This window comes from Mesorhizobium sp. M1169 (assembly GCF_040318345.1).
In the GTDB taxonomy this organism is placed as follows: Bacteria; Pseudomonadota; Alphaproteobacteria; order Rhizobiales; family Rhizobiaceae; genus Mesorhizobium.
Genome location: NZ_JAMYME010000011.1, coordinates 106,506 through 133,409 on the forward strand (window position 1 = coordinate 106,506; position 26,904 = coordinate 133,409).

Annotated in this window: 23 protein-coding genes; 8 read left to right on the top strand and 15 right to left on the bottom strand. The window is 62.6% G+C overall.

Going from position 1 to position 26,904, the window contains the following annotated elements; genetic code table 11:
* The first annotated feature begins 1 nt into the window (after nucleotide 1).
* On the top strand, nucleotides 2-985 hold the full coding sequence (dgcA, locus tag NKH41_RS14015) for an N-acetyl-D-Glu racemase DgcA (protein WP_352770334.1): 984 nt from the start codon (nucleotides 2-4) through the stop codon (nucleotides 983-985).
* On the opposite strand, the gene NKH41_RS14020 is transcribed toward dgcA, so the two are convergent.
* Together NKH41_RS14020 and NKH41_RS14025 are read right to left on the bottom strand one after the other, a co-directional pair.
* Complete coding sequence (locus NKH41_RS14020) at nucleotides 956-2,173, bottom strand: MFS transporter (RefSeq protein WP_352777883.1); 1,218 nt, start codon at nucleotides 2,171-2,173, stop codon at nucleotides 956-958. The genes dgcA and NKH41_RS14020 overlap by 30 nt on opposite strands.
* A gap of 127 nt (nucleotides 2,174-2,300) precedes the next feature.
* Nucleotides 2,301-3,122, bottom strand: coding sequence for a UDP-2,3-diacylglucosamine diphosphatase (locus tag NKH41_RS14025; RefSeq protein WP_352502515.1), 822 nt, complete (start codon nucleotides 3,120-3,122; stop codon nucleotides 2,301-2,303).
* A 120-nt stretch (nucleotides 3,123-3,242) separates the two neighbouring features.
* Here NKH41_RS14025 and NKH41_RS14030 point away from each other — a divergent pair, with 120 nt between their 5' ends.
* The 3 genes from NKH41_RS14030 (at nucleotide 3,243) to NKH41_RS14040 (ending at nucleotide 7,138) form a co-directional block, all read left to right on the top strand.
* The gene (locus NKH41_RS14030; RefSeq protein WP_352682914.1) at nucleotides 3,243-4,022 is read left to right on the top strand and encodes an SDR family oxidoreductase; all 780 of its coding nucleotides are present in this window, start codon (nucleotides 3,243-3,245) and stop codon (nucleotides 4,020-4,022) included.
* 126 nt (nucleotides 4,023-4,148) lie between these two features.
* Nucleotides 4,149-4,586 carry a hypothetical protein gene (locus NKH41_RS14035; RefSeq protein ID WP_352471736.1) on the top strand — a complete coding sequence of 146 codons (438 nt, stop codon included), beginning with the start codon at nucleotides 4,149-4,151 and terminating at the stop codon, nucleotides 4,584-4,586.
* A 227-nt stretch (nucleotides 4,587-4,813) separates the two neighbouring features.
* The gene (locus NKH41_RS14040) at nucleotides 4,814-7,138 is read left to right on the top strand and encodes an NADP-dependent malic enzyme (protein WP_352682916.1); all 2,325 of its coding nucleotides are present in this window, start codon (nucleotides 4,814-4,816) and stop codon (nucleotides 7,136-7,138) included.
* Between the two features lie 12 nt (nucleotides 7,139-7,150).
* Here the strand turns inward: NKH41_RS14040 and NKH41_RS14045 are convergent, their stop codons facing one another.
* The gene (locus NKH41_RS14045) at nucleotides 7,151-7,771 is read right to left on the bottom strand and encodes a DUF1287 domain-containing protein (protein WP_352613795.1); all 621 of its coding nucleotides are present in this window, start codon (nucleotides 7,769-7,771) and stop codon (nucleotides 7,151-7,153) included.
* A gap of 267 nt (nucleotides 7,772-8,038) precedes the next feature.
* Here NKH41_RS14045 and NKH41_RS14050 point away from each other — a divergent pair, with 267 nt between their 5' ends.
* Entirely contained in the window at nucleotides 8,039-9,223 is a 1,185-nt protein-coding gene (locus NKH41_RS14050) for a DUF2865 domain-containing protein (protein WP_352770328.1), read from the top strand.
* Here NKH41_RS14050 and gltX read toward each other — a convergent pair.
* The 5 genes from gltX to NKH41_RS14075 all read right to left on the bottom strand — a co-directional run bounded on the left by gltX (nucleotide 9,141) and on the right by NKH41_RS14075 (nucleotide 15,738).
* Entirely contained in the window at nucleotides 9,141-10,514 is a 1,374-nt protein-coding gene (gltX, locus tag NKH41_RS14055; RefSeq protein ID WP_352770326.1) for a glutamate--tRNA ligase, read from the bottom strand. The genes NKH41_RS14050 and gltX overlap by 83 nt on opposite strands.
* 133 nt (nucleotides 10,515-10,647) lie before the next feature.
* Nucleotides 10,648-12,453, bottom strand: a complete 1,806-nt coding sequence (locus tag NKH41_RS14060; RefSeq protein ID WP_352613797.1) for an ABC transporter ATP-binding protein — start codon at nucleotides 12,451-12,453, stop codon at nucleotides 10,648-10,650.
* A gap of 382 nt (nucleotides 12,454-12,835) precedes the next feature.
* Nucleotides 12,836-13,249, bottom strand: a complete 414-nt coding sequence (locus tag NKH41_RS14065) for a GNAT family N-acetyltransferase (protein WP_352770323.1) — start codon at nucleotides 13,247-13,249, stop codon at nucleotides 12,836-12,838.
* Nucleotides 13,250-13,276: 27 nt separating this feature from the next.
* On the bottom strand, nucleotides 13,277-14,959 hold the full coding sequence (locus NKH41_RS14070) for an NAD+ synthase (RefSeq protein ID WP_352770321.1): 1,683 nt from the start codon (nucleotides 14,957-14,959) through the stop codon (nucleotides 13,277-13,279).
* Between the two features lie 65 nt (nucleotides 14,960-15,024).
* Nucleotides 15,025-15,738, bottom strand: coding sequence for a DNA-3-methyladenine glycosylase I (locus tag NKH41_RS14075; RefSeq protein WP_352770319.1), 714 nt, complete (start codon nucleotides 15,736-15,738; stop codon nucleotides 15,025-15,027).
* Between the two features lie 83 nt (nucleotides 15,739-15,821).
* Here NKH41_RS14075 and NKH41_RS14080 point away from each other — a divergent pair, with 83 nt between their 5' ends.
* Together NKH41_RS14080 and NKH41_RS14085 are read left to right on the top strand one after the other, a co-directional pair.
* Nucleotides 15,822-16,385, top strand: a complete 564-nt coding sequence (locus tag NKH41_RS14080; protein WP_023680015.1) for a DUF1003 domain-containing protein — start codon at nucleotides 15,822-15,824, stop codon at nucleotides 16,383-16,385.
* Nucleotides 16,382-16,969, top strand: a complete 588-nt coding sequence (locus NKH41_RS14085) for a DedA family protein (RefSeq protein ID WP_352502473.1) — start codon at nucleotides 16,382-16,384, stop codon at nucleotides 16,967-16,969. The genes NKH41_RS14080 and NKH41_RS14085 overlap by 4 nt, the downstream gene beginning before the upstream one ends.
* 3 nt (nucleotides 16,970-16,972) lie before the next feature.
* On the opposite strand, the gene NKH41_RS14090 is transcribed toward NKH41_RS14085, so the two are convergent.
* From NKH41_RS14090 to NKH41_RS14115, 6 genes are all read right to left on the bottom strand, one after another.
* Nucleotides 16,973-17,560, bottom strand: a complete 588-nt coding sequence (locus tag NKH41_RS14090; protein ID WP_352770316.1) for a hemerythrin domain-containing protein — start codon at nucleotides 17,558-17,560, stop codon at nucleotides 16,973-16,975.
* A gap of 40 nt (nucleotides 17,561-17,600) precedes the next feature.
* Nucleotides 17,601-17,960 (bottom strand): diacylglycerol kinase, encoded by a 360-nt coding sequence (locus NKH41_RS14095; protein WP_352471749.1) that lies wholly within the window; start codon nucleotides 17,958-17,960, stop codon nucleotides 17,601-17,603.
* 77 nt (nucleotides 17,961-18,037) lie between these two features.
* Nucleotides 18,038-18,457 (bottom strand): GFA family protein, encoded by a 420-nt coding sequence (locus NKH41_RS14100; RefSeq protein WP_352770313.1) that lies wholly within the window; start codon nucleotides 18,455-18,457, stop codon nucleotides 18,038-18,040.
* A gap of 149 nt (nucleotides 18,458-18,606) precedes the next feature.
* On the bottom strand, nucleotides 18,607-19,980 hold the full coding sequence (locus tag NKH41_RS14105) for a class II 3-deoxy-7-phosphoheptulonate synthase (protein WP_254820158.1): 1,374 nt from the start codon (nucleotides 19,978-19,980) through the stop codon (nucleotides 18,607-18,609).
* Between the two features lie 179 nt (nucleotides 19,981-20,159).
* Nucleotides 20,160-23,657 carry a transcription-repair coupling factor gene (gene mfd / locus NKH41_RS14110; protein ID WP_352770309.1) on the bottom strand — a complete coding sequence of 1,166 codons (3,498 nt, stop codon included), beginning with the start codon at nucleotides 23,655-23,657 and terminating at the stop codon, nucleotides 20,160-20,162.
* Between the two features lie 13 nt (nucleotides 23,658-23,670).
* Nucleotides 23,671-23,958 carry an FAD assembly factor SdhE gene (locus NKH41_RS14115; RefSeq protein ID WP_352471754.1) on the bottom strand — a complete coding sequence of 96 codons (288 nt, stop codon included), beginning with the start codon at nucleotides 23,956-23,958 and terminating at the stop codon, nucleotides 23,671-23,673.
* 92 nt (nucleotides 23,959-24,050) lie between these two features.
* Here NKH41_RS14115 and recG point away from each other — a divergent pair, with 92 nt between their 5' ends.
* Nucleotides 24,051-26,159, top strand: a complete 2,109-nt coding sequence (gene recG, locus NKH41_RS14120; RefSeq protein ID WP_352770306.1) for an ATP-dependent DNA helicase RecG — start codon at nucleotides 24,051-24,053, stop codon at nucleotides 26,157-26,159.
* On the opposite strand, the gene NKH41_RS14125 is transcribed toward recG, so the two are convergent.
* Nucleotides 26,111-26,863, bottom strand: coding sequence for a DUF502 domain-containing protein (locus tag NKH41_RS14125; protein WP_352770303.1), 753 nt, complete (start codon nucleotides 26,861-26,863; stop codon nucleotides 26,111-26,113). The two genes, recG and NKH41_RS14125, sit on opposite strands and share 49 nt — an antisense overlap.
* Between the last annotated feature and the right edge of the window lie 41 nt (nucleotides 26,864-26,904).

Consider the following 26,904-nt stretch of genomic DNA (forward strand, 5'->3'; position numbering starts at 1 on the left):
TATGGCGCGTGTCATTTCGGTCGAGGCCGAGCGCTTTCCGATAGCCGGGACCTTTACCATTTCGCGCGGCTCGAAGGCCGAAGCGGAGGTGATTTCCTGCGCCATCACCGAAAACGGCCGTACAGGACGCGGCGAATGCGTCCCTTACAAGCGCTATGGCGAGACCATGGAGGGTGTGCGCGACGCGATCGAGGCGATGCGCAGCGAGATCGCGCGCGGTATCAGCCGCATCGCCCTGCTCGATGCCATGCCTGCCGGCGCGGCACGCAACGCCATCGATTGCGCGCTCTGGGACCTGGAAGCGAAGATCAGCGGAACACCGGTGGCGCATACGATACGAACCGTTCCGTTACGACCGCTTGAGACGGCGTATACATTGTCGCTCGCCGAGCCGGAGGCGATGGCGGCGCAGGCCCGCGCCAACGCCCAGCGCCCGCTACTCAAGGTCAAGATCGGCCGCGACAACGACATCGCGCGCATCCGCGCAGTGACGGCGGCAGCACCCGACAGCCGAATCATTCTCGACGCCAATGAGGGCTGGAATGACGACAATATCGTCGCAAACCTCGCCTTTGCCGCCGAGCACGGTATCGCCTTGATCGAACAGCCGCTGCCGGCGGGACATGACAGTATTCTTCGCCACATCGCGCATCCGGTACCGATCTGTGCCGACGAAAGCGTGCACGAGGCGAAGGACCTTGAAGCGCTTGTCGGCCTTTACGACGCCGTCAACATCAAGCTCGACAAATCGGGTGGCCTGACCGCTGCACTCGTGCTTCGCGACCGCGCCCGGGAACTGGGTCTTGGTGTCATGGTCGGTTGTATGGTCGGCACATCGCTTGCGATGGCGCCGGCCGTGCTGTTGGCGCAGGATGCCGATTTCGTCGATCTCGACGGTCCGCTGCTGCTGGCCCGCGACCGCGTTCCCGGTCTCGTCTACCAAGGTTCGCTGGTGTCACCGCCCGAGCGGGCGCTGTGGGGCTGAACGCGCGGCAAGCCCGATCAGAGCCAGGCCCGTCAGGGCGATCGGGATCATCGCAAAGAAGCCATTCGCGCCGAAGCGGTCGTAAAGAGGACCGGAAATCAGCGTCGCCGCCGCCATGAAGAAGCCATTGGAGAAGTAGGCGATGCCTTGCGCCGCCCCGGTGCGTTCTTCCGCGACCGTCTCACCGATCATCTTTTGCAGGCCGATCAGCACCAGCGCCACCGAAACCGCGTGCAGCGTCTGGATCGCGAAAAACCCGCCAACGCCAAGCCCAAGCGGCCAGATCAGCGGAAAGGCGAACCAGCGCACGATCGCGCCAATGCCGGCAATCAGCATGATCGAGACGACCGAGAAGGAGGCGAAAGCGCGGGTGAAAACGACGAACATGCATATCTCGGCGACGACGCCCCACCCCCACAGAAGCCCGACAACCGAATCGCTGATGCCGATCGACTTCCAGTAGATCGACACGAAACCGTAGAGAAATGCGTGGCTGGCGGTGATGACGCCGACGCCTGTCGAAAAATAGAGGAAGTACCGGTTGAGGAGTTTCGGTGCCGATTGCTGGATATCGGCGGCCGAAAGCGGCGAGGCGCGGCGTGGACGGCCGAGGCGCGGCGCAATCAGTCCGGCGGCTAGCGCGGCACACAGCGCCGCGAAGATGATCACCGGGACAGCCTGGGCACCGCTCGCCGACAGGATGAAACCGCCGGCGAGATTGGCGCAGAGATAGGAGATCGAGCCCCATTTGCGCATGCTTGCGTAATTCGAGCCGAAGCGGCGAACACCTGAAAGGGCGAGCGAATCGGCAATCGGCGAATGCGGCGTCCAGACGACCGTCAGGGCCAGCGACACGGCAAGTACCGTTGCGTAGGTCGGCGGCAGGAGGTAGCCGGCGGACAGGATCAGCGATGCGGCGACCAGCGCAACATAGACATTGGCGCGGTCGCTCGCTTTGTCTGCCAGCGCAGTAAGAAAAGGCGTCGTCGCCACGCGCAGGAACATCGGCGCGGCGAGGATCACGGCTATCTGTTCGGCATGGAACCCCTTCGCCTGCAGCCACAGCGGGAAATACGGCACATGCGTCCCGAGCGGAACAAAGAGCGTAAAGAAGATCAAGCTCATGCACAGTTCGAAATGGCGTGGCTTGACGAGCTGTTCGGGCGAAAGCGGCGGCAGCGAGGACATTGACAGGTGATCCGTCGGCACGGCATTCAGCCGGGTCGGCCCGCCACACCTGCCGCTGCTTAACACGGCGAAAAAGTCGATGAAACCGCTGGACTAACCGATTGAAGCGAGATGCGGCCGGATTTGGTCAAGCCGCCTGGACTGCCCTGCCCTTGATGTCGATCGGCACGAGCACCTCGCTGCCGACCGGAGTCTCCGGCAGGACATGCGCCCAGTGCAGGATCTCCATCCTGCCGTCAAAATGCTCGACCACCGCCGTGCAGCTCTCCACCCAGTCGCCCGTGTTGATGTATTGCACGTCCTCATAGCTTTCGATCGCGGCATGGTGGATGTGCCCGCAGATCACGCCGTCGACATGCGAGCGGCGCGCCTCCTCGGTCAGCACGGTCTGGAACGAGCCGATGAAATTCACCGCCTTCTTGACCTTGACCTTGGCCCAGGACGAGAACGACCAGTAAGGTAGGCCGAGCACCTGGCGCAGACGTGTGATGACGCGGTTGAGCAGCATCGCCGCGTCGTAGGCATAGTCGCCGAGATAGGCCAGCCAGCGCGCATTATGGACGACGGTGTCGAACTGGTCGCCATGGATGACAAGAAGGCGTTTGCCGTCGGCGGTCTCGTGGATGGCGCGGTCGGCGACGACAATGCCGCCGAAATGAACGCCCTGGAACTGTCGCGCGAACTCGTCATGGTTGCCGGCGATGTAGGTGATGCTGGCGCCCTTGCGCGCCTTGCGCAGCAATTTCTGGATCACGTCGTTATGGCTTTGCGGCCAATGCCAGCTTCGTCTCAGGCGCCAGCCGTCGACGATGTCGCCGACGAGATAGATGATATCGGCATCGTGATGGCGCAGGAAATCGATCAGGAATTCGGCCTTCGCCGCCTTCGATCCGAGATGGACGTCGGAGATGAACATGCTGCGGAAAGTGCGAGGCTCTGCGCCGGACATCATTTGTCACCGTTGCTTTCGCCTGAGCCTATGCCCCGATTCATGCAACAACCGTATGACGGTTGCGATTGGTCCAGCCATCCGGATAGGTTGCCGCGGCAATCAGAGGAGAAAATCACCATGGATCTCGGCATTCGCGGCAAGAAGGCCATCGTCTGCGCTTCGAGCAAAGGCTTGGGACGCGGCTGCGCCATGGCACTGGCAGAGGCAGGTTGCGATCTGGTGATCAATGGCCGCAACGCCGACGTGCTGGCCAAAACCGCCGCTGAACTGCGCGAGAAATTCGGCGTCAAGGTGACCGAAATCGTCGGCGACGTATCCAAGCCCGATGTCCAGAAGGCGCTGCTTGCCGCCTGCCCCGATCCCGACATCCTCGTCAACAACAATGGCGGTCCGCCGTTTCGCGATTTCCGCGCGCTCGACCGCGAAAAGATCCTCGAGGGCGTCACCCAGAACATGGTGACCCCTGTCGAACTGGTTCAGGCCGTGATCGACGGCATGGCGGCGCGCGGCTTCGGCCGCATCGTCAACATCACCTCGCTGTCGGTCTATGTGCCTATCCCCGGCCTCGACCTGTCGTCCGGCGCCCGCGCCGGCCTCACCTCGTTCCTCGCCGGCGTCGCGCGCACGGTGGCCGACCGCAACGTGACGATCAACAACATGCTGCCAGGCAAGCTCGACACCGACCGGCTGCGTGATCCGAAGGAGGCCGGCACGCCCGAAGATCCGGCAGCGGCCGCCGCGCGCAAAGCGCAAGCAGCAGCCAACGTTCCGGCCAAACGGCTCGGTACACCGGAGGAATTCGGCCAGATCTGCGCCTTCCTGTGCTCGGTCCATGCCGGTTACCTGACCGGTCAGAACATACCGGTCGACGGCGGCCTCTATGTCAGTGCGTTCTAGCGAGAATCCAATGCTCAATGCCCACTGAATAGTGGGAGACGACCTCAAAAAGGGCGCCCAGTTCACAAGAACTAGGGTTAGTCCGCATGCTATGTCCTGCCTCGCAAATGAAAATGAGACCGGCGAATGGCGTCTATTTATCGCTTTGTTGCGCAAAAACTGCTGTCGCACGGGGTTCGAGACACGGCCGACGGCAACCTTGCAATTACCGACCGGAGATTGTTCCTTGACTTCGTTCGTCTAGAACGAGCGGTTAGGCTAGAGGATTTCGCCACAGTCCAGTCTGCGGTGGTGGCGATTGAAAATCGTTGCTTATCAATGGGTAAACGTCATATCGCGGTGTTTGCATACATGTATCTCAGGTTTTCGGATGCGGCCCCAAAGTTTACTCACCTGGACATCGAGCTTGAGGAAGAAGGAGGTATCCGCCGAACAGTCGACTACCGGCGTAGGGTGTCGTCGACAGAGCGACTTGTCGGCGAGTGGGCTGCCGCTTGGTACGATCGCTATTCCAAGAGTTTCTTTCGTGCACTTTATAGGAGCAACAGCCCCACAGCGAACTAGCGAAAGAATACCTAATCGTCCGCAAACCACACCTGAAGCAGACATTCGGCTCGCAGCTCGCTCCAGCAACGCGCCTATCGCCCCAACATTTCAATGGCAGACCGTACAGGCCGGCGGGCGGTGCAAGCCGTAAGCTCGCGCTTGCGACATATCACCTCTCGAAAAGCCTCGGCTGCATGCTAAGAGACTCAAAACATCAAACGGACTGAACTGAGGAGGCGGCCGTCATGACAGGCGAAAGCAAGAAGGCGGCTCGATCCGACCTCGACGAAGCAGCGCTCTATTTCCATAAGCACCCCCGTCCCGGAAAGCTGGAAATCCAGGCGACGAAGCCACTGGGCAATCAGCGCGACCTGGCGCTTGCCTATTCGCCGGGTGTAGCTGCCCCCTGCCTTGAAATCCGCGACGACCCGGCAACCGCTGCCGACTATACAGCCCGCGCCAATCTGGTCGGCGTTGTCACCAACGGTTCGGCGGTGCTGGGCCTCGGCAATATCGGTCCGCTCGCCTCCAAGCCGGTGATGGAAGGCAAGGCGGTGCTGTTCAAGAAATTCGCCGGCATCGACGTTTTCGACATCGAGATCGATGCACCGGGCATCGAGCGCATGGTCGAGACGATCTCGGCACTGGAGCCGACCTTCGGCGGCATCAACCTGGAAGACATCAAGGCGCCTGAATGCTTCGAGGTCGAGGAGCAGTTGAAAGCGCGCATGGGCATACCGGTCTTCCATGACGACCAGCACGGCACCGCCATCATCGTCGCTGCCGCCGTGCTCAACGGGCTGGAATTCGCCGGCAAGTCGATCTCGGACATCAAGATCGTCACGTCGGGCGCAGGTGCTGCGGCGCTCGCCTGCCTCAACCTTCTGGTCTCGCTCGGCGCGCGGGTCGAAAACATCTGGGTCACCGACCGGTTCGGCGTCGCCCATAAGGGCCGCGTCGAGGAGATGGACCGCTGGAAAGACCCTTATGTGAAGGACACCGAGGCGCGCGCGCTGGCCGACGTTCTGCCCGGCGCCGACGTGTTTCTCGGCCTGTCTGCCGCCGGCGTGCTGAAGACGGAATTGCTGCACCACATGGCGCCCAAGCCGTTGATCCTGGCGCTGGCCAACCCCAATCCCGAGATCATGCCGGAAGCGGCACGGGCGGCGCGACCCGATGCGATGATCTGCACCGGCCGCTCCGATTTCCCCAATCAAGTCAATAACGTACTCTGTTTTCCTTACATCTTCCGTGGCGCGCTGGATTGCGGCGCAAGTGCCATCAACGAAGAGATGAAAATGGCCGCCGTTCGGGCGATCGCAGCGCTTGCCCGCGAAGAGCCGTCCGACGTTGCCGCGCGCGCCTATTCCGGCGAGACGCCGATCTTCGGCCCGGAGTTCCTGATCCCCTCGCCTTTCGATCCGCGGCTGATCCTGCGCATTGCCCCCGCCGTTGCCAAGGCAGCCTGCGAGACCGGCGTCGCGACCCGGCCGATCACCGATTTCGCCGCCTATATCGACAAGCTGAACCGCTTCGTCTTCCGCTCCGGCCTGGTCATGAAGCCCGTGTTCTCGATGGCCAAGACGTCAAGCGCCAAGCGCGTCATCTATGCCGACGGCGAGGACGAGCGCGTGCTTCGCGCCGCGCAGGTCGTGCTCGAGGAAGGCATAGCCGAACCGATCCTGATCGGCCGCCCGCACGTCATCGAGGTGCGGTTGAAACGCTATGGGCTGCGCATCAAGCCGGGCGTCGATTTCGGCCTGATCAACCCGGAAGATGATCCGCGTTACCGCCACTATGTCGACCTTTTGATCGAGCTTGCCGGCCGCCGTGGGGTGACTACGGAAGCGGCACGCACCATGGTGCGCACCGACAATACGGTGATCGCCGCCCTTGCCCTGAAGCGCGGCGACGCCGACGCCATGGTCTGTGGCCTTGAGGGCCGTTTCGAGCGCCATTTGCGCAACGTCACGCTGATCATCGGGCCACGCGCCGGCATTAGGGATCGCGACCTGTCGACGCTTTCCATGCTGATTTCGCAGCGCGGCATTATTTTCCTCACCGATACCCATGTCTCCGTCGATCCGACCGCCGAGGAGATTGCGGAGATGACCGTTCTGGCGGCCGAGGAGATTCAGCGTTTTGGCATCGAGCCCAAGGCAGCCCTGCTTTCGCATTCGGATTTCGGCTCCCGCGATTCGCCAAGCGCCATGAAGATGCGGCAGGCGGCGGCGATCCTGGCGCGCATCGCGCCCGACCTGCAATGCGACGGCGAGATGCATGCCGACTCGGCACTGTCGGAGCAGCTGCGCCAGCGCGTCTATCCGCATTCGCGGCTGAAGGGCGAAGCCAATCTGCTGGTGTTCCCCAATCTCGATTCGGCGAACATCACGCTGACCGCGCTGCGCACGATGATGGACGCGCTGCATGTCGGCCCGATCCTGCTCGGCACCGACAGCCCGGCGCACATATTGACGCCGTCGGTGACGTCGCGCGGTGTCGTCAACATGACCGCACTGGCAGTGGTCGAAGCCGCGCATAAGGCGCAAGCCATCGTCGAGCTGGGCTAGCCATGGGCCTTCTCAGATTGGCTTGAACCGGAAATGCCCTGTCTGCCTGAAGGCAGACAAAGTGTCCTCTTCCCTGGCGCCGCCGCCGATATTGTGAATGACCAGTCTTCTTGTCGGTACCAATGTGGAGCGATTGGACGACACGATGGCAATATGCGGCAGATTGCCGGGCAGCATCTGGGCGACGAGATCCCCAGGCCGATAATCGGCGGGGTCTTGGCTGACGGGCAAGGCGGCACCGCGCCGCTCGAAATAGACCGCAAGATTGGGCACACGGCGGTGGTCGATGTTGCGGTCCGGCGCTTTCAAGCCCCAAGCCTTCGGATAGGCGGCAAAATTGGCCCGCATATCCTCATGCACCAATTTTTGCAGGTCGAGATCGAAGGCGCGGCGATAGGCACGGATCACGACATCCGTGCACACACCCCGCTCGGGCTCAACGTCCCCGCCCGGATAGGCCAGGCGTGTATAGGTCGGATCGTAGAGTGTGGTGACGCCGATCTGCTCACGGGCAGCTTCGACCAATTTGGTACCCCAATCCGGCGTGATGGGCTTTTCCTGCGCCAAGGCAACCGGCATCGCCAGGCACAAAAGACCAAATTGCAGTGCGGCTCGACGGGTAATCGCGGTCATGCCAAGCCTCCGGGCGTTACTGAATCCAGGCATTCTTCTAGGCGAATACGCCTTTTTTCGTGCAACGCCAGGATGTCGCGGTTCTGGTTCTGTCGGAATATGTCGTGTGGCGTGGTCGATATGACAGCACCGGTCGTGATCGAAGCCGCGCACTGGCGCAAGCCATCGCCGATTTGGGCTGAAGCTGGAATCGGCGGTATGCTAAACAAACGATTAACCGCAAGCGCGGTAGCTTTCTGAACGACAGGCAGGCGGAGTTTCGGAGGGATGACGGGCGCATGTTGGAAGCTGACGCGTGCCGCCGCGCTGCTCGGTGCCCTGCTAATGTGCGACATTGCCGTCACTCAGGCGCGGGCCGCTCCGCGCCTCTGCCGCCAGCTTGAAGCCGATCTTGCCGCCGCTTCTCGTGGTGGCGGCGGCAAACCGGCATTGCTCAGGAAATATGACGACGCAATCGTCCGGCAGCGCCAGCAGATTTCAAAGGCCGTCAGGCAGGCCAGCAGCGCCGGCTGCGGCTTTTCGCTGTCTCGCCGCAACGCCAACGCATGCGCAGCACTCGACGCCACCATCGATCGCATGGCAGCCAATCTCGACGCCCTGCAGGCCAAGCGCGGCGACCTTGCCGGCGGTGGTTCGCGACGTGATCGTGCGCGCATATTGACGTTGCTTGACGCCAATGGCTGCCGCGATGATGCGGCGGCCCGGACGCCCGCGCCGGTCCGCGAAGCCAGCCGTGAAAACGGCAAGCGAAACCTGCTCGACCAGCTTTTGGGCAGTCAGCCCGAAGAGGCCGACCAGGCTGAAGAACTGAGCCAGCCGGGCAACATCCGCACCGTGCTCAACAGCGCCGACATGGGCCAGCCCCAAGGCGAATTCCGCACCATGTGTGTGCGGACCTGCGACGGCTATTTCTTCCCGATGTCGAATGCTGCCTCGCTGGGCGATTTCGAGCGCGATCAGAAGAATTGCGAATCGAGCTGCCCCGGCACCGAGATGCAGGTTTTCTACACGCGCGGCATGAACAGCGATTCGGCGTCGATGACGTCTTCGGTGACGGGCAGGCCTTATATCGAACTGCCGACGGCCTACCTCTACAAGCAATCCGACATGCCGCGGCCGCCGACCTGCGGCTGCAATGCCGGGCAAAATTTCGAGATCATTGCCGGCAACCCGCCAACCCCGGGACAATCTGAGGCGAACGTGGCGACCACCCCGTTCGTTCCGCTGCTGGTTGCCAGGCCTGATCCGGCCGCCGACCCGGAGACCTTGGCCAATGCAGAAGGCGGCCTCGACCGTGAGGCGATCAAACGGCTTGCTGTCAAACCTGTGCCCTCGCCGACATCGCTGCCGCCGCCGGAGCAGCGCAAGGTCAGGGTCGTCGGGCCAACGTTCCTTCCCGACCCAGCAGCGGCAACAGATCTGCAAGCTCCGGACCCGAAGGCTGTCCCGTAAGCGCCAGCCTGAGCGGCATGAACAGCGCCTTGCCCTTACGGCCGCTCGCCGCTCGGATCTTGCCCGTCCAGTCCTTCCAGACGGTGCCGTTCCAAGGCTCTTCCGGCAGCAACTCGAATGCCTGGCGAAGAAAGTCGCGGTCCTCGTCGGAAAACTCCGCCGGCTCCTCTGGACCGTCTCGAAGCGTACGCCACCAGATCGCCGCATCGGCCAGCCTGTCGAGATTGCCGCGCACGGCCAGCCAGAAAGACTCGGCCTGTTCGCCGGAGATGCCGAGCACGATCAGCCGGTCGCGCGCCTCGGAAAACGGCATGTGATGCAGCAGCGTGCGGTTGAGCACGAAGAGCTCGTCCGGGTCGAATTTGGCGGCGGATTTCGATGTTGCAGCCGGATCGAAGCGCTCGACTAGCTCGGCCATCGTTGGCACCGCCACGACGTTTTCCGAGGTGCCGACGAGCACCGCCAGCGAAGCGATCGCCATCGGCTCGATGCCGCTCTCACGCAGGCTCTGGATGGACAGCGCGCCGGTGCGCTTCGAAAGTCCCTCGCCTGATGCCGTTATCAGGAGATTGTGGTGGCCCAACACCGGCGGCTCCGCGCCAAGTGCTCGGAACAGGGCTATCTGGACGCCGGTATTGGTGACGTGGTCGTCGCCGCGAATGACATGGCTGATGCCCATGTCGATGTCGTCGACAACCGAAGGCAATGTGTAGAGGTAGGTGCCGTCCTCACGCCGCAGAACCGGGTCTGAAAGCGAGGCGAGGTCGACGGTCTCTTCGCCGCGCACCAGGTCGTTCCAGTGGATTTCGGTGCGCTCCGGCTGTAGCGGATCGCTGCTGAAGTTGGGCAGCAGAAAGCGCCAGTGCGGCCGCCGGCCATCGGCCTCATATTCCGCCACCTGCTCGGGTGCCAGCGTCAGCGCCTCGCGGCCATAGACTGGCGGCAGGCCACGCGTGCGGCGCACCTTGCGCCTCAGGTCGAGCTCTTCAGGCGTCTCATAGCAAGCATAGACGAGGCGCGCCTCCTTCAGCCTCTCCAGTGCGGCATCGTAGATTTCGACCCGCCGCGACTGGTACTCCGTGGCATCGGGGAAGATGCCCAGCCAATGCAGGTCATATAGGATAGCGTCGGAAAACTCCTGCGTCGAACGGGCGACGTCGGTGTCGTCGAAGCGCTGGATGAAGCGGCCTTTGTTCTTGATGGCGAACAGCCAATTGAACAAAGCGGTGCGCGCATTGCCGATATGGATGCGGCCGGTCGGTGACGGGGCGAAACGGACGGTAACTGTCATGAGCAGGGCGTACCGGATGGTTTTGCTGTTGACAAGACGCGCCCCCGCGCTCGGCGGCAGACATAGAACATGACAAAGGCGAAGAAAAGACTGCAGCGCCGCACGTCTATCAAGACGCGCGGCACCGCAACCGTCAGATCACCAGGCCTTTGGTCAGTTCAAGCGCCTGGCGTTCGAACAGCCGGCGGTAGATGCCGCCTTGCAGCCGGATCAGTTGGTCATGCGAGCCCTCTTCGACGATGCGGCCGCGATCGAACACCAAAAGCCTGTCCAGCGCCCGCACCGTCGACAGCCGGTGGGCAATGACCAGCGTCGTGCGGCCGACCATCAACCGCTCCATCGCCTGCTGGATCAGCACCTCCGATTCCGAATCGAGGCTCGACGTTGCCTCATCCAGGATGAGAATGCGCGCATCGGCAAGAAAGGCGCGTGCGATTGCAACGCGCTGACGCTCACCACCCGATAGCTTTACGCCACGCTCGCCGACCAGCGTGCCATAGCCTTTCGGCAAATTGGCAATGAAGTCATGCGCGCTGGCCAATCGCGCCGCGTGCTCGATCTCGGCCTGCGTGGCGGCCGGCCGAGCATAGGCGATGTTTTCGGCCAGCGACCGGTGAAACAGGATCGGCTCCTGCTGGACGATTGCGATCTGTGCGCGCAGCGACGCCTGCGCCACATTCGCAATATCCTGGCCGTCGATCAGGATATTGCCCGCAGTCACGTCGTAGAGGCGCTGGATCAGCTTGACGAATGTCGTCTTGCCGGAGCCCGAATGGCCAACCAGCCCAACCCGTTCGCCCGGCGCGATGTCCACCGAAAAGTCGCGATAGAGCGGCAGGCGGTGGCTGCCATAGTGGAACGTGACATTGTCGAAGGTGATACGGCCATCGGTGATCCGGATCGGTTTGGCTCCGGGCCGATCCTCGATGCCGAGTGGTTCGGACTGGAAGTCGACCAGTTCCTCCATGTCGTTGATCGAGCGCTGCAGATTGCGGATATGTGTGCCGATGTCGCGCAGATAGCCTTGCAGCACGAAGAATGAGGTCAGCACGAAGGCGACATCGCCGGCGCTCGCCTGCCCCCACGACCACAACAGCAGGGAGAACCCGATGACCGCTGCCCTCAAAAGCAGCAGCATCGTCCCTTGCGTGGTGCCGTTGACGGTGCCGCGCATCCAGGTGCGGCGCGTGCGACCGCGCCATTTGGCGACGACCTCGGCGAGCCGCGTCTCCTCGCGTTCCTCGGCGCCAAAACCCTTGACCACGGCGTTGCAGCTTACCGCGTCGGCCAGCGAGCCGCCGAGCCGTGTATCCCACGCATTGGCAAGCCTTGCCGCGGGCGCGACATAGCCAAGCGACAGCATCGTCGTCACCGCGATGAACAGAACCGAACCGGTGGCGACGACAGCACCCATCAGCGGCCAGAACCAGCCAAGCAGCAGCGTCGAGCCGACGAGCATGACGACCGATGGCAGCAGCGCGATCAGGATCGTGTCGTTGAGCAGGTCGAGCGCCCACATGCCGCGCGTTATCTTGCGCACCGTCGATCCGGCGAAGCTGTTGGCGTGCCAGTCGGTGGAGAAGCGCTGGACGCGGTGGAAGGCGTCGGCGGCGATATCCGCCATCATCTTCAACGTCAGCTCGACAATGGCCATGAAGGCGAGATTGCGCAGCACGACACCGGTGAGCGCCAGGGCCACCAGCATCGAAAAGGCCGCTGTCGCCGCGTTCCACGCAACATCGTCGGCCGCAGCACTGCTGGCGACGGCATCCACCAGCCGGCCGGAATAGAGCGGCGTCAGCACGTCGGCCAAGGTCGACAGCAGGAATGTGCCCATAATGCCGGCAAGCCGCCACGGCTGACACCGCCAATGGCTGAGCGTGAAGCCAAGAACGCTGCGAAAGGCGCCCGCGCGCAAATCTATTCGAAAACGAGTCATGATGTCATTCGGGCGCAAACGAGCCCGATCCCACGAAAGTAGAAATTGAAAAACCGCGTCGGCGCCGTTTGGCGCCCGGAGATGCGGAGGTTTGGCGTATTTGGCGGCCCTGTAGAGGGGCGGCGACCGGCAGCGGCGAAATACCTGCCTCGGTTCAGCCTTGCCGCGAGGCTATCTCGCGGCGCACTGACCAAGACCTAGGCTTCGCAGCCTCGCATAACGATGTCAAATCCTGGCATTCGGTTCCTCCTGAAGGGGAATCGCGGAGAGGTGTTTATAGAGACGCCTCAACGCCGCGCCAAGTCAGTAGATAGCCAAAAGCGCATCTGGTCCAAGCAGTGAGACGATTTTGCAACAATCGCGGGTTGTGCGCTGCCTCTGTTCAGGTTGCCGGGATACGGTCGAGGCGCATATAGCGGCCATCGGTGGAAGGCCTGAAGCCGAGCTTCTCGTAAACCGCATGGGCGTCGTTGGTCGACAGGCTCCAACGCGTGACCGTCTTGACGTCCGAGTGGTCGATAAGCGCCTGGACAAGCCGGGTTCCGATGCCTTGTCCGCGATACCCGGGCCAGACAATTATGTCGGCGAGATAGGCAAATACCGTACGGTCGGTGATCGCCCGGCCGAAGCCGACCTGATTGCCGCCGACATAGGCGCCGACGCACAGTGAGTTGGCAAAAGCGCGGCGGTGCAGTTCATCGCTGCGGCCGCTGCCCCAATAGCTCGCCTTCAAAATGTCGGATGTCGCCCGGAAGTCGATCCGCGACAGGTCAAAGCTGATTTCAAGGTTGGCCATGGCTAAACCGTTACGCAGGCCAATGGCCTACCCGCGATCCCTGAACCGGTTGGTGATGGGATAACGGCGATCGCGGCCAAAGTTCTTCCTGGTGATCTTCACGCCGGGCGCCGCCTGCCGGCGCTTGTATTCTGCGACGTAAAGCAGGTGCTCGACACGCGCCACCGTCGCCCGGTCATGGCCGCGCGCAACGATCTCGTCGACGCCCATCTCGTTCTCGACCAGACACTCCAATATGTCATCGAGCACTGGATAGGGCGGCAGCGAATCCTGGTCGGTCTGGTTCTCTCGCAGTTCCGCCGAGGGCGCCTTGTCGATGATGTTGGTCGGGATCACCTCGCCGGACGGACCGAGCGCACCCGGCGGCACGTGCGCGTTGCGCCAACTCGACAACGCATAGACCTGCATCTTGTAAAGATCCTTGATCGGATTGAAGCCGCCGTTCATGTCGCCATAAAGCGTGGCATAGCCTACCGACATCTCGCTCTTGTTGCCGGTAGTGACCACCATCGAGCCGAACTTGTTGGAAATCGCCATCAGGATAGTGCCGCGTGCACGGCTCTGCAGGTTCTCCTCGGTAATACCTTCCTTGGTACCCTCGAAAAGCTGCGTCAGCGCGTGCAGGAAACCTTCGACCGGCTCGAAGATCGGCACGATATCGTAGCGGCAGCCGAGTGCGCGGGCGCAGTCCTCGGCATCCTTCAGCGAGTCCTTCGAAGTGTAGCGGTAAGGCATCATCACGGCGCGCAGCCGTTCCTCGCCGAGCGCATCAACGGCAAGTGCCGCGCAGATCGCCGAATCGATGCCGCCGGAGAGGCCGAGCACGACATTCTTGAAGCCGTTCTTGTTGACGTAATCGCGCAGGCCCAACATGCAGGCGCGGTAGTCGGCCTCCTCCTTCTCCGGGATTTTCGACATCGGTCCGTCAGAGCAGACCCAGATGTCATTCTTTCGCTTCCAGGTGGTGACGTTGACCGTCTCCTCGAACTGGCTCATCTGGAAGGCCAGCGTCTTGTCAGAACCTATGGCAAACGATGCGCCATCGAAAACCAGCTCGTCCTGGCCGCCAAGCTGGTTGGCATAGATAATCGGCAGTCCGCATTCGATGACCTGGCGGATAACGATCTGGTGGCGGACGTCGACCTTGCCGCGGTAATAAGGCGAGCCGTTCGGGACCAGCAGGATTTCCGCGCCGCTTTCGGCCAGCGTCTCGCAGACGGCAACCTCGCCCCAGATATCTTCGCAGATCGGCACTCCCACGCGCACGCCGCGGAAATTGACCGGCCCCTGGATCTCGGGGCCGGCCTGGAAGACGCGCTTCTCGTCGAACTCACCGTAATTCGGCAGATCGAGCTTGTAGCGTTCGGCAAGGATCTTGCCGCCATCGGCAAAGATGATCGAATTGTGCGTGCCGGTCTTGCGCTTCAACGGCGTGCCGATGACGAAACCCGGGCCGCCGTCGGCGGTATCGCCGGCGAAATCCTCCGCCGCCCGCTCGCAGGCCTTCAGGAAGGCGGGCTTCAGCACCAGATCCTCAGGCGGATAGCCGGCAAGGAAAAGCTCGGTAAACAGCACGAGGTCGGCGCCTTGGCGGGCGGCATCCGCCCTCGCCTCGCGTGCCTTGGCAAGATTGCCGGCGACGTCGCCGACCGTCGGATTGAGCTGGGCGACGGCGATGCGCAATATGTCTGGAGCGGTCTTGTCTGTCATGCCCGTGGGTTTAGCGCGGCAAAATTCGTCGAGCAATGGCGTTCGTTTGGACCAAACAGTCGATCCTATTCGCCCATATATTCGCGCAAGGCTTCCGGCGGATGGTTCTCGCCGATCGACATTGCCAGAATGCGCGAAATGTGCCGGCGCGGCAGCCCGGTTTCCGCCGCCCAGGCGTTTATCTGTACTTGGATCTTGTCCAGGTCCTTCTTCGATGTCGGGCTCTGCGCGATGTCGAGCCCGGCGTCGCGCAGCGCTGCCGCCATGTCGGCCGAGACGATGAAGGCGTCCCACTCCAGCCAGCGCAGAAAATACTGGCCGGTATTGCCGCCGAGCCGGCTGCCATGCTTGCCGAGATAGGCCATCAATCCGACCTGGTCATCCGCCGGCCAATTGGCCAGGAACTTGCCGAAGCTGCCATGCTCCTTCGACACGCGCTCGACGAAGGCTGCGTTGTCGCGTACGGATTTGATCTTCTGCGGATTGCGGACGATGCGCTTGTCGAATGTGAGATCGTGCCAGAAATCGTCAGGCTGGAACAGCAGCCGCTTCGGCTCGAAGCCAAGAAATGCTTCCTCGAAACCCGGCCATTTCTGCTCGATGACGCGCCAGACAAAGCCGGCGGCAAAAACCCGCTCGGCCATGGTCGACAGGATCCGGTCGTCCGTAATCTTTGCCACCTCGGCATTGTCGGGCATAGGACCCAGCAGCGACGTCAGCGCTGCCTCACCGCCTTTGCGCTTCGCTGCACGGGCGCGAATTTTCTGAAAATCCACCATTGTTTCCTGACCCCATCGCGTCAATCTACCACTTCCCGTAGGAACCGGCAGCGTCTACCTCATCGCGGACGACGGAGGCGACGATGAACAAAACGATCGAGGACCTGGCAAGCCGCTGGCTGAAGCGAAAGCCGGACGGCCTCAGCGCGCTCGAAAGCCGGGTACTGCAATCTACGCTCGAGCGCACCACGATCTCCAAGGACACCAACAAGGCCGTCGCCTTTCACCAGACGTTTGGAGATCGCCTGGCCGACACCATCGCCCGGATCGGCGGCTCTTGGTCCTTCATCCTGGCATTCATTGGCTTCCTGATCCTGTGGACGGCAGGCAATGTCTGGCTCTTGTCGCGCGCCGCCTTCGATCCCTATCCCTTCATCTTCCTCAATCTCGTGCTTTCCATGGTTGCCGCCCTGCAGGCGCCAGTGATCATGATGGCGCAAAACCGCCAGACGGAGCGCGATCGAATCGACGCCGCCCACGACTATGAGGTTAATCTCAAGGCCGAGATCGAGATCATGGCGTTACACGAAAAGCTCGACGAACTGCGCCACAGCCAGATCATCGGCATGCGAGACGAGATCGCCCGGCTGGCCGAGCAGGTGAAGCGCATCGACGACATTCTGTCGAAGCAGCGAACGTCTTCATGACGGAAGTCATCCATCGTCTCATTGAGCAATATGGATTGGTCGCGGTTTTTCTGGGCTGCGTCGCAGAGGGCGAAAGCGCCGCAATTCTTGGCGGTTTTTTTGCGCATCAGCATGTCTTCATCCCGTGGCAGGCGTTTCTCGCAGCCGCGCTCGGCGCCTTCGGTGGCGACACGTTCTTCTTCATCTTGGGACGGAGCTTCGCCGACCATAAATTCGTGATCAGGCTCCGAGCCCGGCCGGGCTTCAGCCACGCCTACCGCCTTGTCACCTCTCATCCCAACATTTTCGTGCTGTCGAACCGCTACATCTATGGCCTCCGCCTGGTCGGCGGCATCGCCGCCGGGCTGTCGGGCATTGCGGCGGCGCGCTTCGTCATCCTCAACGCCATCTCATCGGTGGTCTGGGCGGCACTGTTCTGCACTGTCGGTTATGTCTTCGGGCTGGGCGCGGAGCACATCGTCGGCCAAGCGCTGGCTCGTCACGAGCGATTACTGATCGCTCTGGCAATCGGCCTCGTTGTGGCCATCCTCGGCTGGCTCGCGGCCCATATCGTCGCCAAGAAGGAACTCCACAAGGGAAGCTGATCGTCAATCAATGCCGAGCGCACGATCACCCTTCTCGAGGATCAGCGGAATGATCAGGTCTTCCTCGTCGGCAAGATGCCGGGTCAACATGGCGATCAACCGGCCGTTCTCGTCGGCATAGGCATCGGCGGCGAAACGCTGTTTGTCTTCGCTCTCCTGAAGCGTGCGGATGAAGGCATTTGCCGCCTCGGCATTGCGCTCCAGTCCCTCATGGATTGTGTGGTGATCGGCATCGAGAATCTCGAAGCCGCGCTTCAGACGGGTCTCGGCCCTGGCGAAGACCGGGAAATAATGATGGTCCTCGACATTGTGATGGCCGTCGAGATTGCCGAGGAAATGGTTGAGGCGCGGCGCGAACCAGCGCGCGAATTCCGGCGCGTTCAGCCTACTTTCTCGATAATCGCCGATACCATTGGTGAGCATGCCGCCAAGCTCGCGGAACATGTCGTGCCGCTGCAGCCACATATTGGCTATGCCGTGGATATTGGCATGCGCCTGCCAGTCCTCGCGCGGATATTTTTCGACCAGCCAGTGCAGATCGTCCGGCAGGCCGTCACGTTCAAGCAACAGAAATCCGGTGGTATCGGCCATGTCGGGCCCCTCAGTTGACCGGCATGTAGTGTCTGAAACGTCAGATCGGTACCCCGAGGATCCGCTCGATGACGGCGACGCCCCATACCCCGGCAGCGATCACCACCGAAATCAGCACCGCCAGCGAACCGCAATCCTTGGCCAGTTGGATATCGACGTTGAATTCGCGGCTGAACGCGTCGCATGCCGCCTCGATGCCGGTGTTCAGCACCTCGATCATGATCATGAGCAGCACCGCGCCGATCAGCAACGCATAGCCGCGCCACGATTCCGAAAGGAACCAGCCGAGCGGCAAGGCAAGCACGAGCAGCGTCAGCTCCAGCTGGAAGGCCTCCTCGCCGGCGGCCAGTTTGCGAAACGCCCGCACCGAATTGTAAAAAGCGTCGATCAGTCGCTGCATGCCAAAACCCTTCGGAATCACCGGCAGGGGATAGCGCAATGGCTGGACCAAGGGAATAAGGCGGCCTCTGCAAAGAATCAGCCGTCTGCCACCTTGATCGACGGCGTCGACTTCTCGAACTGCGGCAGCCCGTCATCGATGGCGTAATAATCGCCCTTGTCGCCGACGAAGATATGACATTCGCCTTGGAGCCTGGTTGGCGCGTCGAACAGCCCTGCCATCACCGAAACATAGCCGTCATCGCTCGGCTTCCAGAACAATAGAGAGCCGCATGTCTTGCAGAAGCCGCGCCTGGCGAACGAAGAGGCCTCGTACCAGGTGATGCTCTCCGCGCCGGCGATTGTAATGTCGCGGTCGGCAACGTTGGTCGCCGCATAAAAATGCCCGCTCTGCTTCCGGCACTGCGAGCAATGGCAGTAGATGACACCGCGTAGCGGTCCTCGTGTCTTGAACCGCACTGCCCCGCACAAGCATGATCCGGTGTGACTGTCAGCCATGTCGGCCTCCCGATGCAATTGCCATCGCCTGGCAGGATTCCAGTTTTGCGCGCGTTAGGCACGAGCAAATGCGACACCGGCGGGATTGAATACAAAAAGCGCCGGTTTTCGCCCGGCGCTTCTTCAACGACATCAAAGTTCAGATCATATCAGCCGTTAACGGCCTGCTTGTGCTGGACCGGATGGCTCTTCTTGAGCAGATCGGACACCAGGAACGCCAGCTCGATCGCCTGATCGGCATTGAGGCGCGGATCGCAATGGGTGTGGTAGCGGTCCTGCAGTTCTTCGGCGGTGATGGCGCGGGCACCACCGGTGCACTCGGTGACGTTTTTGCCGGTCATCTCGATGTGGATGCCGCCCGGATGCGTGCCTTCGGCGCGGTGCACCTCGAAGAAGGTCTGCACTTCCTTCAGGATGCGGTCGAACGGCCGTGTCTTGTAGCCGGCGGCCTCGATCGTATTGCCGTGCATTGGGTCGGACGACCACACCACGCTGCGGCCTTCCTTCTGCACCGCGCGCACCAGTTTGGGCAGATGGTCGGCAACCTTGTCGGAGCCGAAGCGGGCGATCAGCGTCAGCCGGCCGGGCTCGTTCTCCGGATTGAGCAGGTCGATGAGCTGCAACAGGCCATCCGGCGTCAGCGACGGACCGCATTTCAGCCCGAGCGGGTTCTTGATGCCGCGGCAATATTCGACATGCGCATGGTCGGGTTGGCGCGTGCGATCACCGATCCAGATCATGTGGCCAGAGGTGGCGTACCAGTCGCCGGAGGTCGAATCGACGCGGGTCAGCGCCTCCTCGTAGCCGAGCAGCAACGCTTCGTGGCTGGTGTAGAAATCCGTCTCGCGCAGCGCGTAATTGGTCTCCGAGGTGATGCCGACGGCCTTCATGAAGTCCATCGTCTCGGTGATGCGGTTGGCGAGCGACTCGTATTTCTCGCCCTGCGGGCTGTCGGACACGAAGCCGAGCATCCATTGATGCACGTTCTCCAGGCTGGCGTAGCCGCCCTGGGCGAAGGCACGCAACAGGTTGAGCGTCGCCGCCGACTGGCGGTACGCCATCTCCTGTCTTGCCGGATCTGGAATGCGCGACTTGGCGTCGAACTCGATGCCATTGATGATGTCGCCGCGATAGCTCGGCAGCGTCACACCGCCCTTGGTCTCATTGTCGGACGAGCGCGGCTTGGCGAACTGGCCGGCGACACGGCCGACCTTCACCACCGGCTGGGCGCCGGCGAAGGTCAGCACCACCGACATCTGCAGGAAGACCCGGAAGAAGTCGCGGATATTGTCGGCGCCATGCTCGGCGAAGCTCTCGGCGCAATCGCCGCCCTGCAGAAGGAATGCGTCACCGGCAGCGACGGCTGCAAGCTGCTTCTTCAGCTTGCGTGCCTCACCTGCAAAAACCAACGGCGGAAACGTGGCAAGCTGGGCTTCCGTGTTCCTCAGCGCGGCAAGATCCGGATAGGCAGGAACCTGCTGGATCGGCTTGGCTCTCCACGAATTCGGCGACCATTTCGTCATCGAAGCACCTAACGCTCTTTCACACGGACGCCATCGCCCGCCAATCCGCCCCATATGGGGTCGCGGCTCCATACACGAAGCCGATTTCCTATTCTAGACCGGAAGTGGTCGCGTGGCGAATGAGCACGGCACTGCGAAAGTGCCGATGCGGCTGTGCCCAGAGCACCAGCCACGCGCTGCTACGCCGCCTTCTCCACCAGCCGCGCCAGCTGCGTCATGACAACCGCTGAGCCAGCCAGCCGCTTCTCGGGCGTCGCCCAGTCACGGCTGAAGACGACGCTCTGGTCGGGTCGGATCTTGGCCAGCGAGCCCTGTTCGCCGATGAGCTTGACCAGCCCGACCGGATTGGGGAATTCCCGCTTGCGGAAATGGACGACGACACCTTTCGGCCCGGCGTCGAGCTTCTCCACGTTGGCCTTGCGGCAAAGCGCCTTGATGAAGACGATCTTCAACAGATGCTTTACCTCTTCCGGCAACGGTCCGAACCGGTCGATCAGCTCGGCGCCGAAAGCATCGATCTCTTCCGTATTTTCGAGATCGCCAAGACGGCGATAGAGCGCCAGCCTGAGCTGCAGATCCGGGACGTAGCTTTCCGGGATCATCACCGCCGTGCCGACGGCGATCTGCGGCGACCAGCCGCCGTCCTGCACCTCGCCGGAATCCTTCACTTCGGCCACCGCCTCCTCCAGCATCTGCTGGTAGAGCTCGAAGCCGACCTCCTTGATGTGGCCCGACTGCTCTTCGCCAAGCAGATTGCCGGCGCCGCGGATGTCGAGGTCGTGGCTGGCCAGCTGGAAACCGGCGCCTAGCGTATCGAGCGATTGCAGCACTTTCAGCCGACGCTCGGCTGTATCGGTTAGCTTGCGGTTGGCGGGCAGAGTGAACAGCGCATAGGCGCGCACCTTCGAACGGCCGACGCGGCCACGCAACTGATAGAGCTGAGACAGGCCGAACATGTCGGCGCGGTGTACGATCAGCGTATTGGCGGTCGGTATATCGAGGCCGGATTCGACGATGGTGGTCGACAAAAGCACATCGTACTGGCCGTCATAAAAGGCATTCATGATATCGTCGAGCTCGCCGGGCGGCATCTGGCCGTGGGCCACCGCCACTTTCAGCTCAGGCACGGATTCGCGCAGGAAATCATGGATTTCCGTGAGATCGCTGATACGCGGTACGACGTAGAAGGAATGGCCGCCACGGTAGCGCTCGCGCAGCAGCGTCTCGCGGATGACCAGCGGATCGAAAGGGGAGATGAAGGTACGCACGGCCATGCGATCGACCGGCGGCGTGGCGATCAGCGACAGCTCACGCACCCCGGTCAAGGCAAGCTGAAGCGTTCGCGGGATCGGCGTCGCCGACAGCGTCAGAACGTGGACGTCGGTCTTGAGATCCTTCAGCCGCTCCTTGTGCTTGACGCCGAAATGCTGCTCCTCGTCGATGATCAGCAGGCCGAGATTCTTGAACGAGATCGAGGAGCCGAGCAGTGCGTGCGTGCCGATGACAATGTCGACTTGGCCTTCGGCGACGCCCTTCTTGGTCTCGGCCAGTTCCTTGGCGCCGACCAGCCGCGAGGCCTGGGCGACGCGGATCGGCAGGCCGGAGAAGCGCTGCGAGAAGGTCTTGAAATGCTGGCGCGACAACAATGTCGTCGGCACCACCACCGCGACCTGAAAGCCTTCCATCGCCGCGATGAAGGCGGCACGAAGCGCGACTTCGGTCTTGCCGAAGCCGACATCGCCGCAGATCAGCCGATCCATCGGCTTTCCAGCGCCCAGATCACCCATGACCGAATCGATTGCCGTTTGCTGGTCGTCGGTTTCTTCATAGGGGAAACGCGCCGCAAACTCGCCATAGAGGCCTTCCGCCGGCACCAGCGCCGGTGCGGCCCGCATTTGTCGCTCGGCGGCGATGCGGATCAGCTCCCCGGCCATGTCGAGCAGACGTTTCTTCAGCCGTGCCTTGCGCGATTGCCAGGCGCCGCCGCCAAGCTTGTCGAGCGTCGCCTCGGCCGAATCCGAGCCATAGCGCGACAGCAGCTCGATGTTTTCCACCGGCAAGAACAGCCGATCGTCGCCGGCATAGTGGATTTCAAGGCAATCGTGCGGCGCACCGACCGCCTCGATGGTGCGCAGCCCGATGAAGCGGCCAATGCCATGGTCGGCATGCACGACGATATCGCCTGAAGACAATGCCGAAGCCTCGGCGATGACGTCGGACGCGCGCTTCTTGCGCTTCGAGCGCCGGATCAGCCGGTCGCCGAGAATGTCCTGCTCTGCGACGACGACCAGTTTCTCGGTCTCGAAGCCGGATTCGAGCGGCAGCACGGCCAGGGCCGCCTGCCCTGGCTCAAGCCTTTCGGCTTCGGCAAGCGTCGCCACCGGCTCCAGATTGCCAAGGTGATGCTCGACCAGGATCTGGCCGAGCCGGTCGAGCGAACCTTCAGTCCAGCCGGCGACGACGACACGGCGGCGTGTAGCGCGCTCGTCGGAAATGTGTTTGACGACGACGTCGAAGACGTTGGCGTTAGGGTCGGCGCGTTCCTCGACGAAGCTGCGGCCATGGCGCGAGCCGGCATGGAACACCTTTTTCGCACCGGCATCGGGCGCGTCGAAGGAGGTGAAGTCGATCGCTTCGCGCGGACCAAGCGAGGCAATCAGGTTCTCGGGCGACAGATAAAGCTGATCCGGCGACACCGGCTTGTAGGGCACGGCATCCTTCAAGGCGCCGTCGGCCTGTTTTTTTCGCGCCTCGTAATGATCGAGGATCAGAGTGTGGCGCTCGGCCAGTGCCTCATGCGCCAGATGATCAAACACCACGGGCGCATCCGGCAGGTAATCGAACACGGTTTCCAGCCGCTCATAGAAGAACGGCAGCCAGTGCTCCATGCCGGCAAACCGCCTGCCCTCGCTGACCGCCGCATAGAGCCCATCGTCGCGGGAGGGCGCGCCAAAGGCTTCGATGTAGGCGCGGCGGAAGCGGCTGATGGTTTCCGGCGTCAGCGCCACCTCGCTCATCGCCTGCAGCGCCATCGATTTGCGTTGGCCGATGGTGCGCTGGGTTGCGGTGTCGAAGACGCGGATCGATTCCAGCGTATCGCCGAAGAAATCGAGGCGCAGTGCCTCCGTCCAGCCGGGCGCGAAGAGATCGAGAATGCCGCCGCGCACCGCAAATTCGCCGATGCCGCGCACCGTCGGCACCCGCTCGAAGCCGGAAGTCTCCAGCCGTGACACCAGCGCGTTCATGTCGATCTGGTTGCCGGGCTTGGCGTGAAAGGTCTGCGCCTCGACGAGTTCCGCCGGCGGAATGCGTTGAAGCAAGGCATTCGCGGTGGTGAGAATGACGGCGCGGTGCGGCTTCTTCGCCAGCGCGATCATCGCTGCCAGCGCATCGAGCCGCCTTGCGGCGGCGTCGGCGCCGGGCGAGACGCGGTCGTAAGGCAGGCAGTCCCAGGCCGGCAGTTCCAGCACCGGCAGGCCCGGCGCGGCAAAGGCAAGCGCCTCGACGATCGCCGGCAGGCGCTGGCCGTCGCGCGCCACGAACAGCACCGGCTTGTCAGGGGCGATCTCGTGCGCAGCCTGCACCAGCGCAAAGGCTTCGTAGCCGTCGGCGACGCCATCGACGATGAACTGGCCGGCGCGGCCTTTCGGCAGACCGATCGTAGGGATAAGGCTCATGGCTACACGTTGTTCAGAAGGTCATCTCCCGGCGCGAAGCCAGGATTTTTTGCAGGACGGTACAGTCGATATCCGCCGGAACCGGGCGTTCGCCAGTGACGAGAGGCAGGAATTCGGTGTCGGGAATGTCGAGGAGCCTCTCATATTGGTCGATTTCGTCGCCGGTCAAGGCGCCGATCTCGGCATCGGCGAAGCTGCCGAGTATAAGGTCCATCTCGCGCATGCCGCGGTGCCACGAACGAAACAGAAGCTTGCGGCGGCGGGCATCGAGGCCCTCGCTTGATCGTTTCGTTCCGGTCATCTTGCAATATCCTTGCCCAGGCGGCGCATATAGCGTGGATAGAAGGCGGTGTCAGCCTTGCGCGACAGTCGCCGCAACATAAGCATGACATCATGCGTCCCTCCCTCCTCGATCCGCTGTTTGTCCCGATCACCTCGCTTGCCGGGGTCGGGCCAAAAGTTGGCGCCCTGATCGAAAAAGTCGTAGCAGCCGACCTCGGCGACCGGGCCGCGCGCGCCGGGGATCTCTTGTTCGTGCTGCCGCATACTGTCATCGACCGCCGCAACCGGCCTGGCATCGCCGGCTCGGCGGAAGGCGCCATCGTTACGCTCGACGTCCGCATCGACCGCCACCAGCCGCCGCCACGCGGCAACAGGTCGGTCCCGTACCGGGTCTACGCCCATGACGACACCGGCGAGATCGCGCTGACCTTCTTCCATGCCCATGCCGCCTATCTCGAAAAAGCAATGCCCGTAGGCGAGCATGTCGTCGTCTCCGGCCGCATGGAATGGTTCAACGGCCGCCCGACCATGGTTCACCCCGACCATATCGCACTTGCCGGTGACGCGGAAAACCTGCCGCTGGTCGAGCCGGTCTATCCGCTGACCGCCGGGCTCTCGGGCAAGGTGCTGCGCCGGGCCATCGGCCAGGCGCTGGCCCGCCTGCCGGTGCTACCCGAATGGCAGGACGGTGAGTTCCGGCGCCGCCATGCCTTTCCTGCTTTCAGCGATGCGCTCAACCGCATCCACAATCCTGCCGACCCGATCGACGTCTCCGTCGACGGCGCAGCGTGGCGGCGCCTTGCCTATGACGAGTTCTTGGCCGGCCAGGTATCGCTGGCGCTGGTGCGGGCCAAGGTCCGCCGATTATCTGGCCGGCCATTGGTCGGCGACGGCCGCATAGTCGAACAACTGCGCGTGGCACTCCCCTATTCGCTGACCATGTCGCAGGAAATGGCGCTTGCCGAAATCAACGCCGATCTCGGTGACCCCGAACGCATGCTGCGCCTTTTGCAGGGCGATGTCGGCTCCGGCAAGACGGTGGTCGCGCTGCTTGCCATGGCGCGTGCCGTCGAGGCCGGCGGCCAGGCGGCATTGATGGCGCCGACCGAAATCCTGGCGCGCCAGCATCTGGCAACAATTGCGCCGTTGGCGGAACGGGCCGGCCTGCGTGTCGCCGTCCTCACAGGTCGCGAAAAGGGCCGCGAGCGTGCCGACACGCTGACCGGGCTGGCCAATGGTGACATCGACATCGTCGTCGGCACCCATGCGCTGTTCCAGGAAACGGTGACGTTCAGTGACCTCGTGTTCGCCGTCGTCGACGAGCAGCACCGTTTCGGCGTCCATCAGCGCCTTGCCATTACCGCCAAGGGCGATGCGCCCGACATGCTGGTGATGACAGCAACGCCGATACCGCGGACGCTGGTGCTGACTGCATTCGGCGACATGGATGTGTCGAAGCTGACGGAAAAGCCGGCCGGCCGCCAGCCGATCCGCACCGTCACCTTGCCGCTTGAACGGCTCGACGAACTGATCGGACGCATGCTCGACGCCGTCGCCGATGGCCAGAAAATCTACTGGATCTGTCCGCTGGTCGAGGAATCCGAGGAGATCAAGCTGATGTCGGCCGAGGACCGTTTTGCCTCGCTGAAGCCGCTGTTCGGCGACCGCGTCGGCCTGGTGCATGGTCGCATGAAAGGCGCCGACAAGGACGAGGCGATGCGCGCCTTCAAGCAGGGCGACACCCGTATCCTGATCGCCACCACCGTCATCGAGGTCGGCGTCGATGTGCCGGACGCGACGATCATGGTCATCGAGCATGCCGAGCGTTTTGGCCTCGCCCAACTGCACCAATTGCGCGGCCGGGTCGGGCGTGGCGACAAGCCTTCATCGTGCGTGCTGCTCTACAAGGATCCGCTCGGCGAGACGGCAAAACGCCGTTTGTCGGTAATGCGCGAGACCGAGGACGGCTTCCGTATCGCCGAAGAGGATCTGAAGCTGCGCGGCGAAGGCGAGTTGCTCGGCACCCGCCAGTCCGGCACGCCGGGCTTCCAGGTGGCGCGCATCGAGGCGCATGCCGACCTGCTCGAGGCCGCTCGCGACGATGCGCGGCTGATCCTGTCGCGCGATCCGGAATTGCAGTCCGAACGCGGCACGGCGCTGCGCCTGTTGCTCTATCTGTTCGGCCGCGACGAGGCCGTGCGGCTCCTGCGTGCCGGCTGAGGCATCGTGTCGAGCGGCGGATTGGCAAGCGCGCCGTGGATCTGCTCGCCATTCACCGTCACCATTTTGACCGCCGGCGCCACCAGGCCGGCCGACACGATCAGCTTGGCTCCGTCCTCGATTGTCATGTCGAGCAGCACAATGTCGGATTTCGGCACATACATCAGAAAGCCCGTCGTCGGGTTGGGCGTACATGGCATGAATACGGCAATCAGCGGATCGCCTTCCCGGTCGAGCTTCTGGTTGATCTCGGTTTCCTTCCCGCTGGCGACGAAGACCAGCGACCAGACCCCTTTGCGCGGATATTCGACCAACCCGACCTGGCGGAACATGTCGCCCTTGTTCGACAGCACGGTCTCGAAAATCTGCTTCAGCGAACGGTAGATGCCGCGCACCAGCGGCATGCGGCCAAGCAGGCGCTCGCCGAAATTGACGATGGCGCGGCCAACGATATTGGCGGTCATAAAGCCGATGAAGGTGATGAGGATCAAGGCAACGATCAGCCCAAAACCCGGCACTGGAAACGGCAGGTAGGTGTCCGGATTGTAGCGTACCGGAATGTAGGGTTTCACCCAGGAATCGACCCAACCGATCAGCGACCAGGCAATGTAGGCGGTAATCGCCAGCGGCGCGCAAACGACGAAGCCGGTCAGGAAATAGTTTCTCAGCCGGGTCATGCCTGAGGTCTTGAGAGCATCCGACATGGTTCACCGCAGCGTGTGTTTGCAGCGCGACACTACTGAAC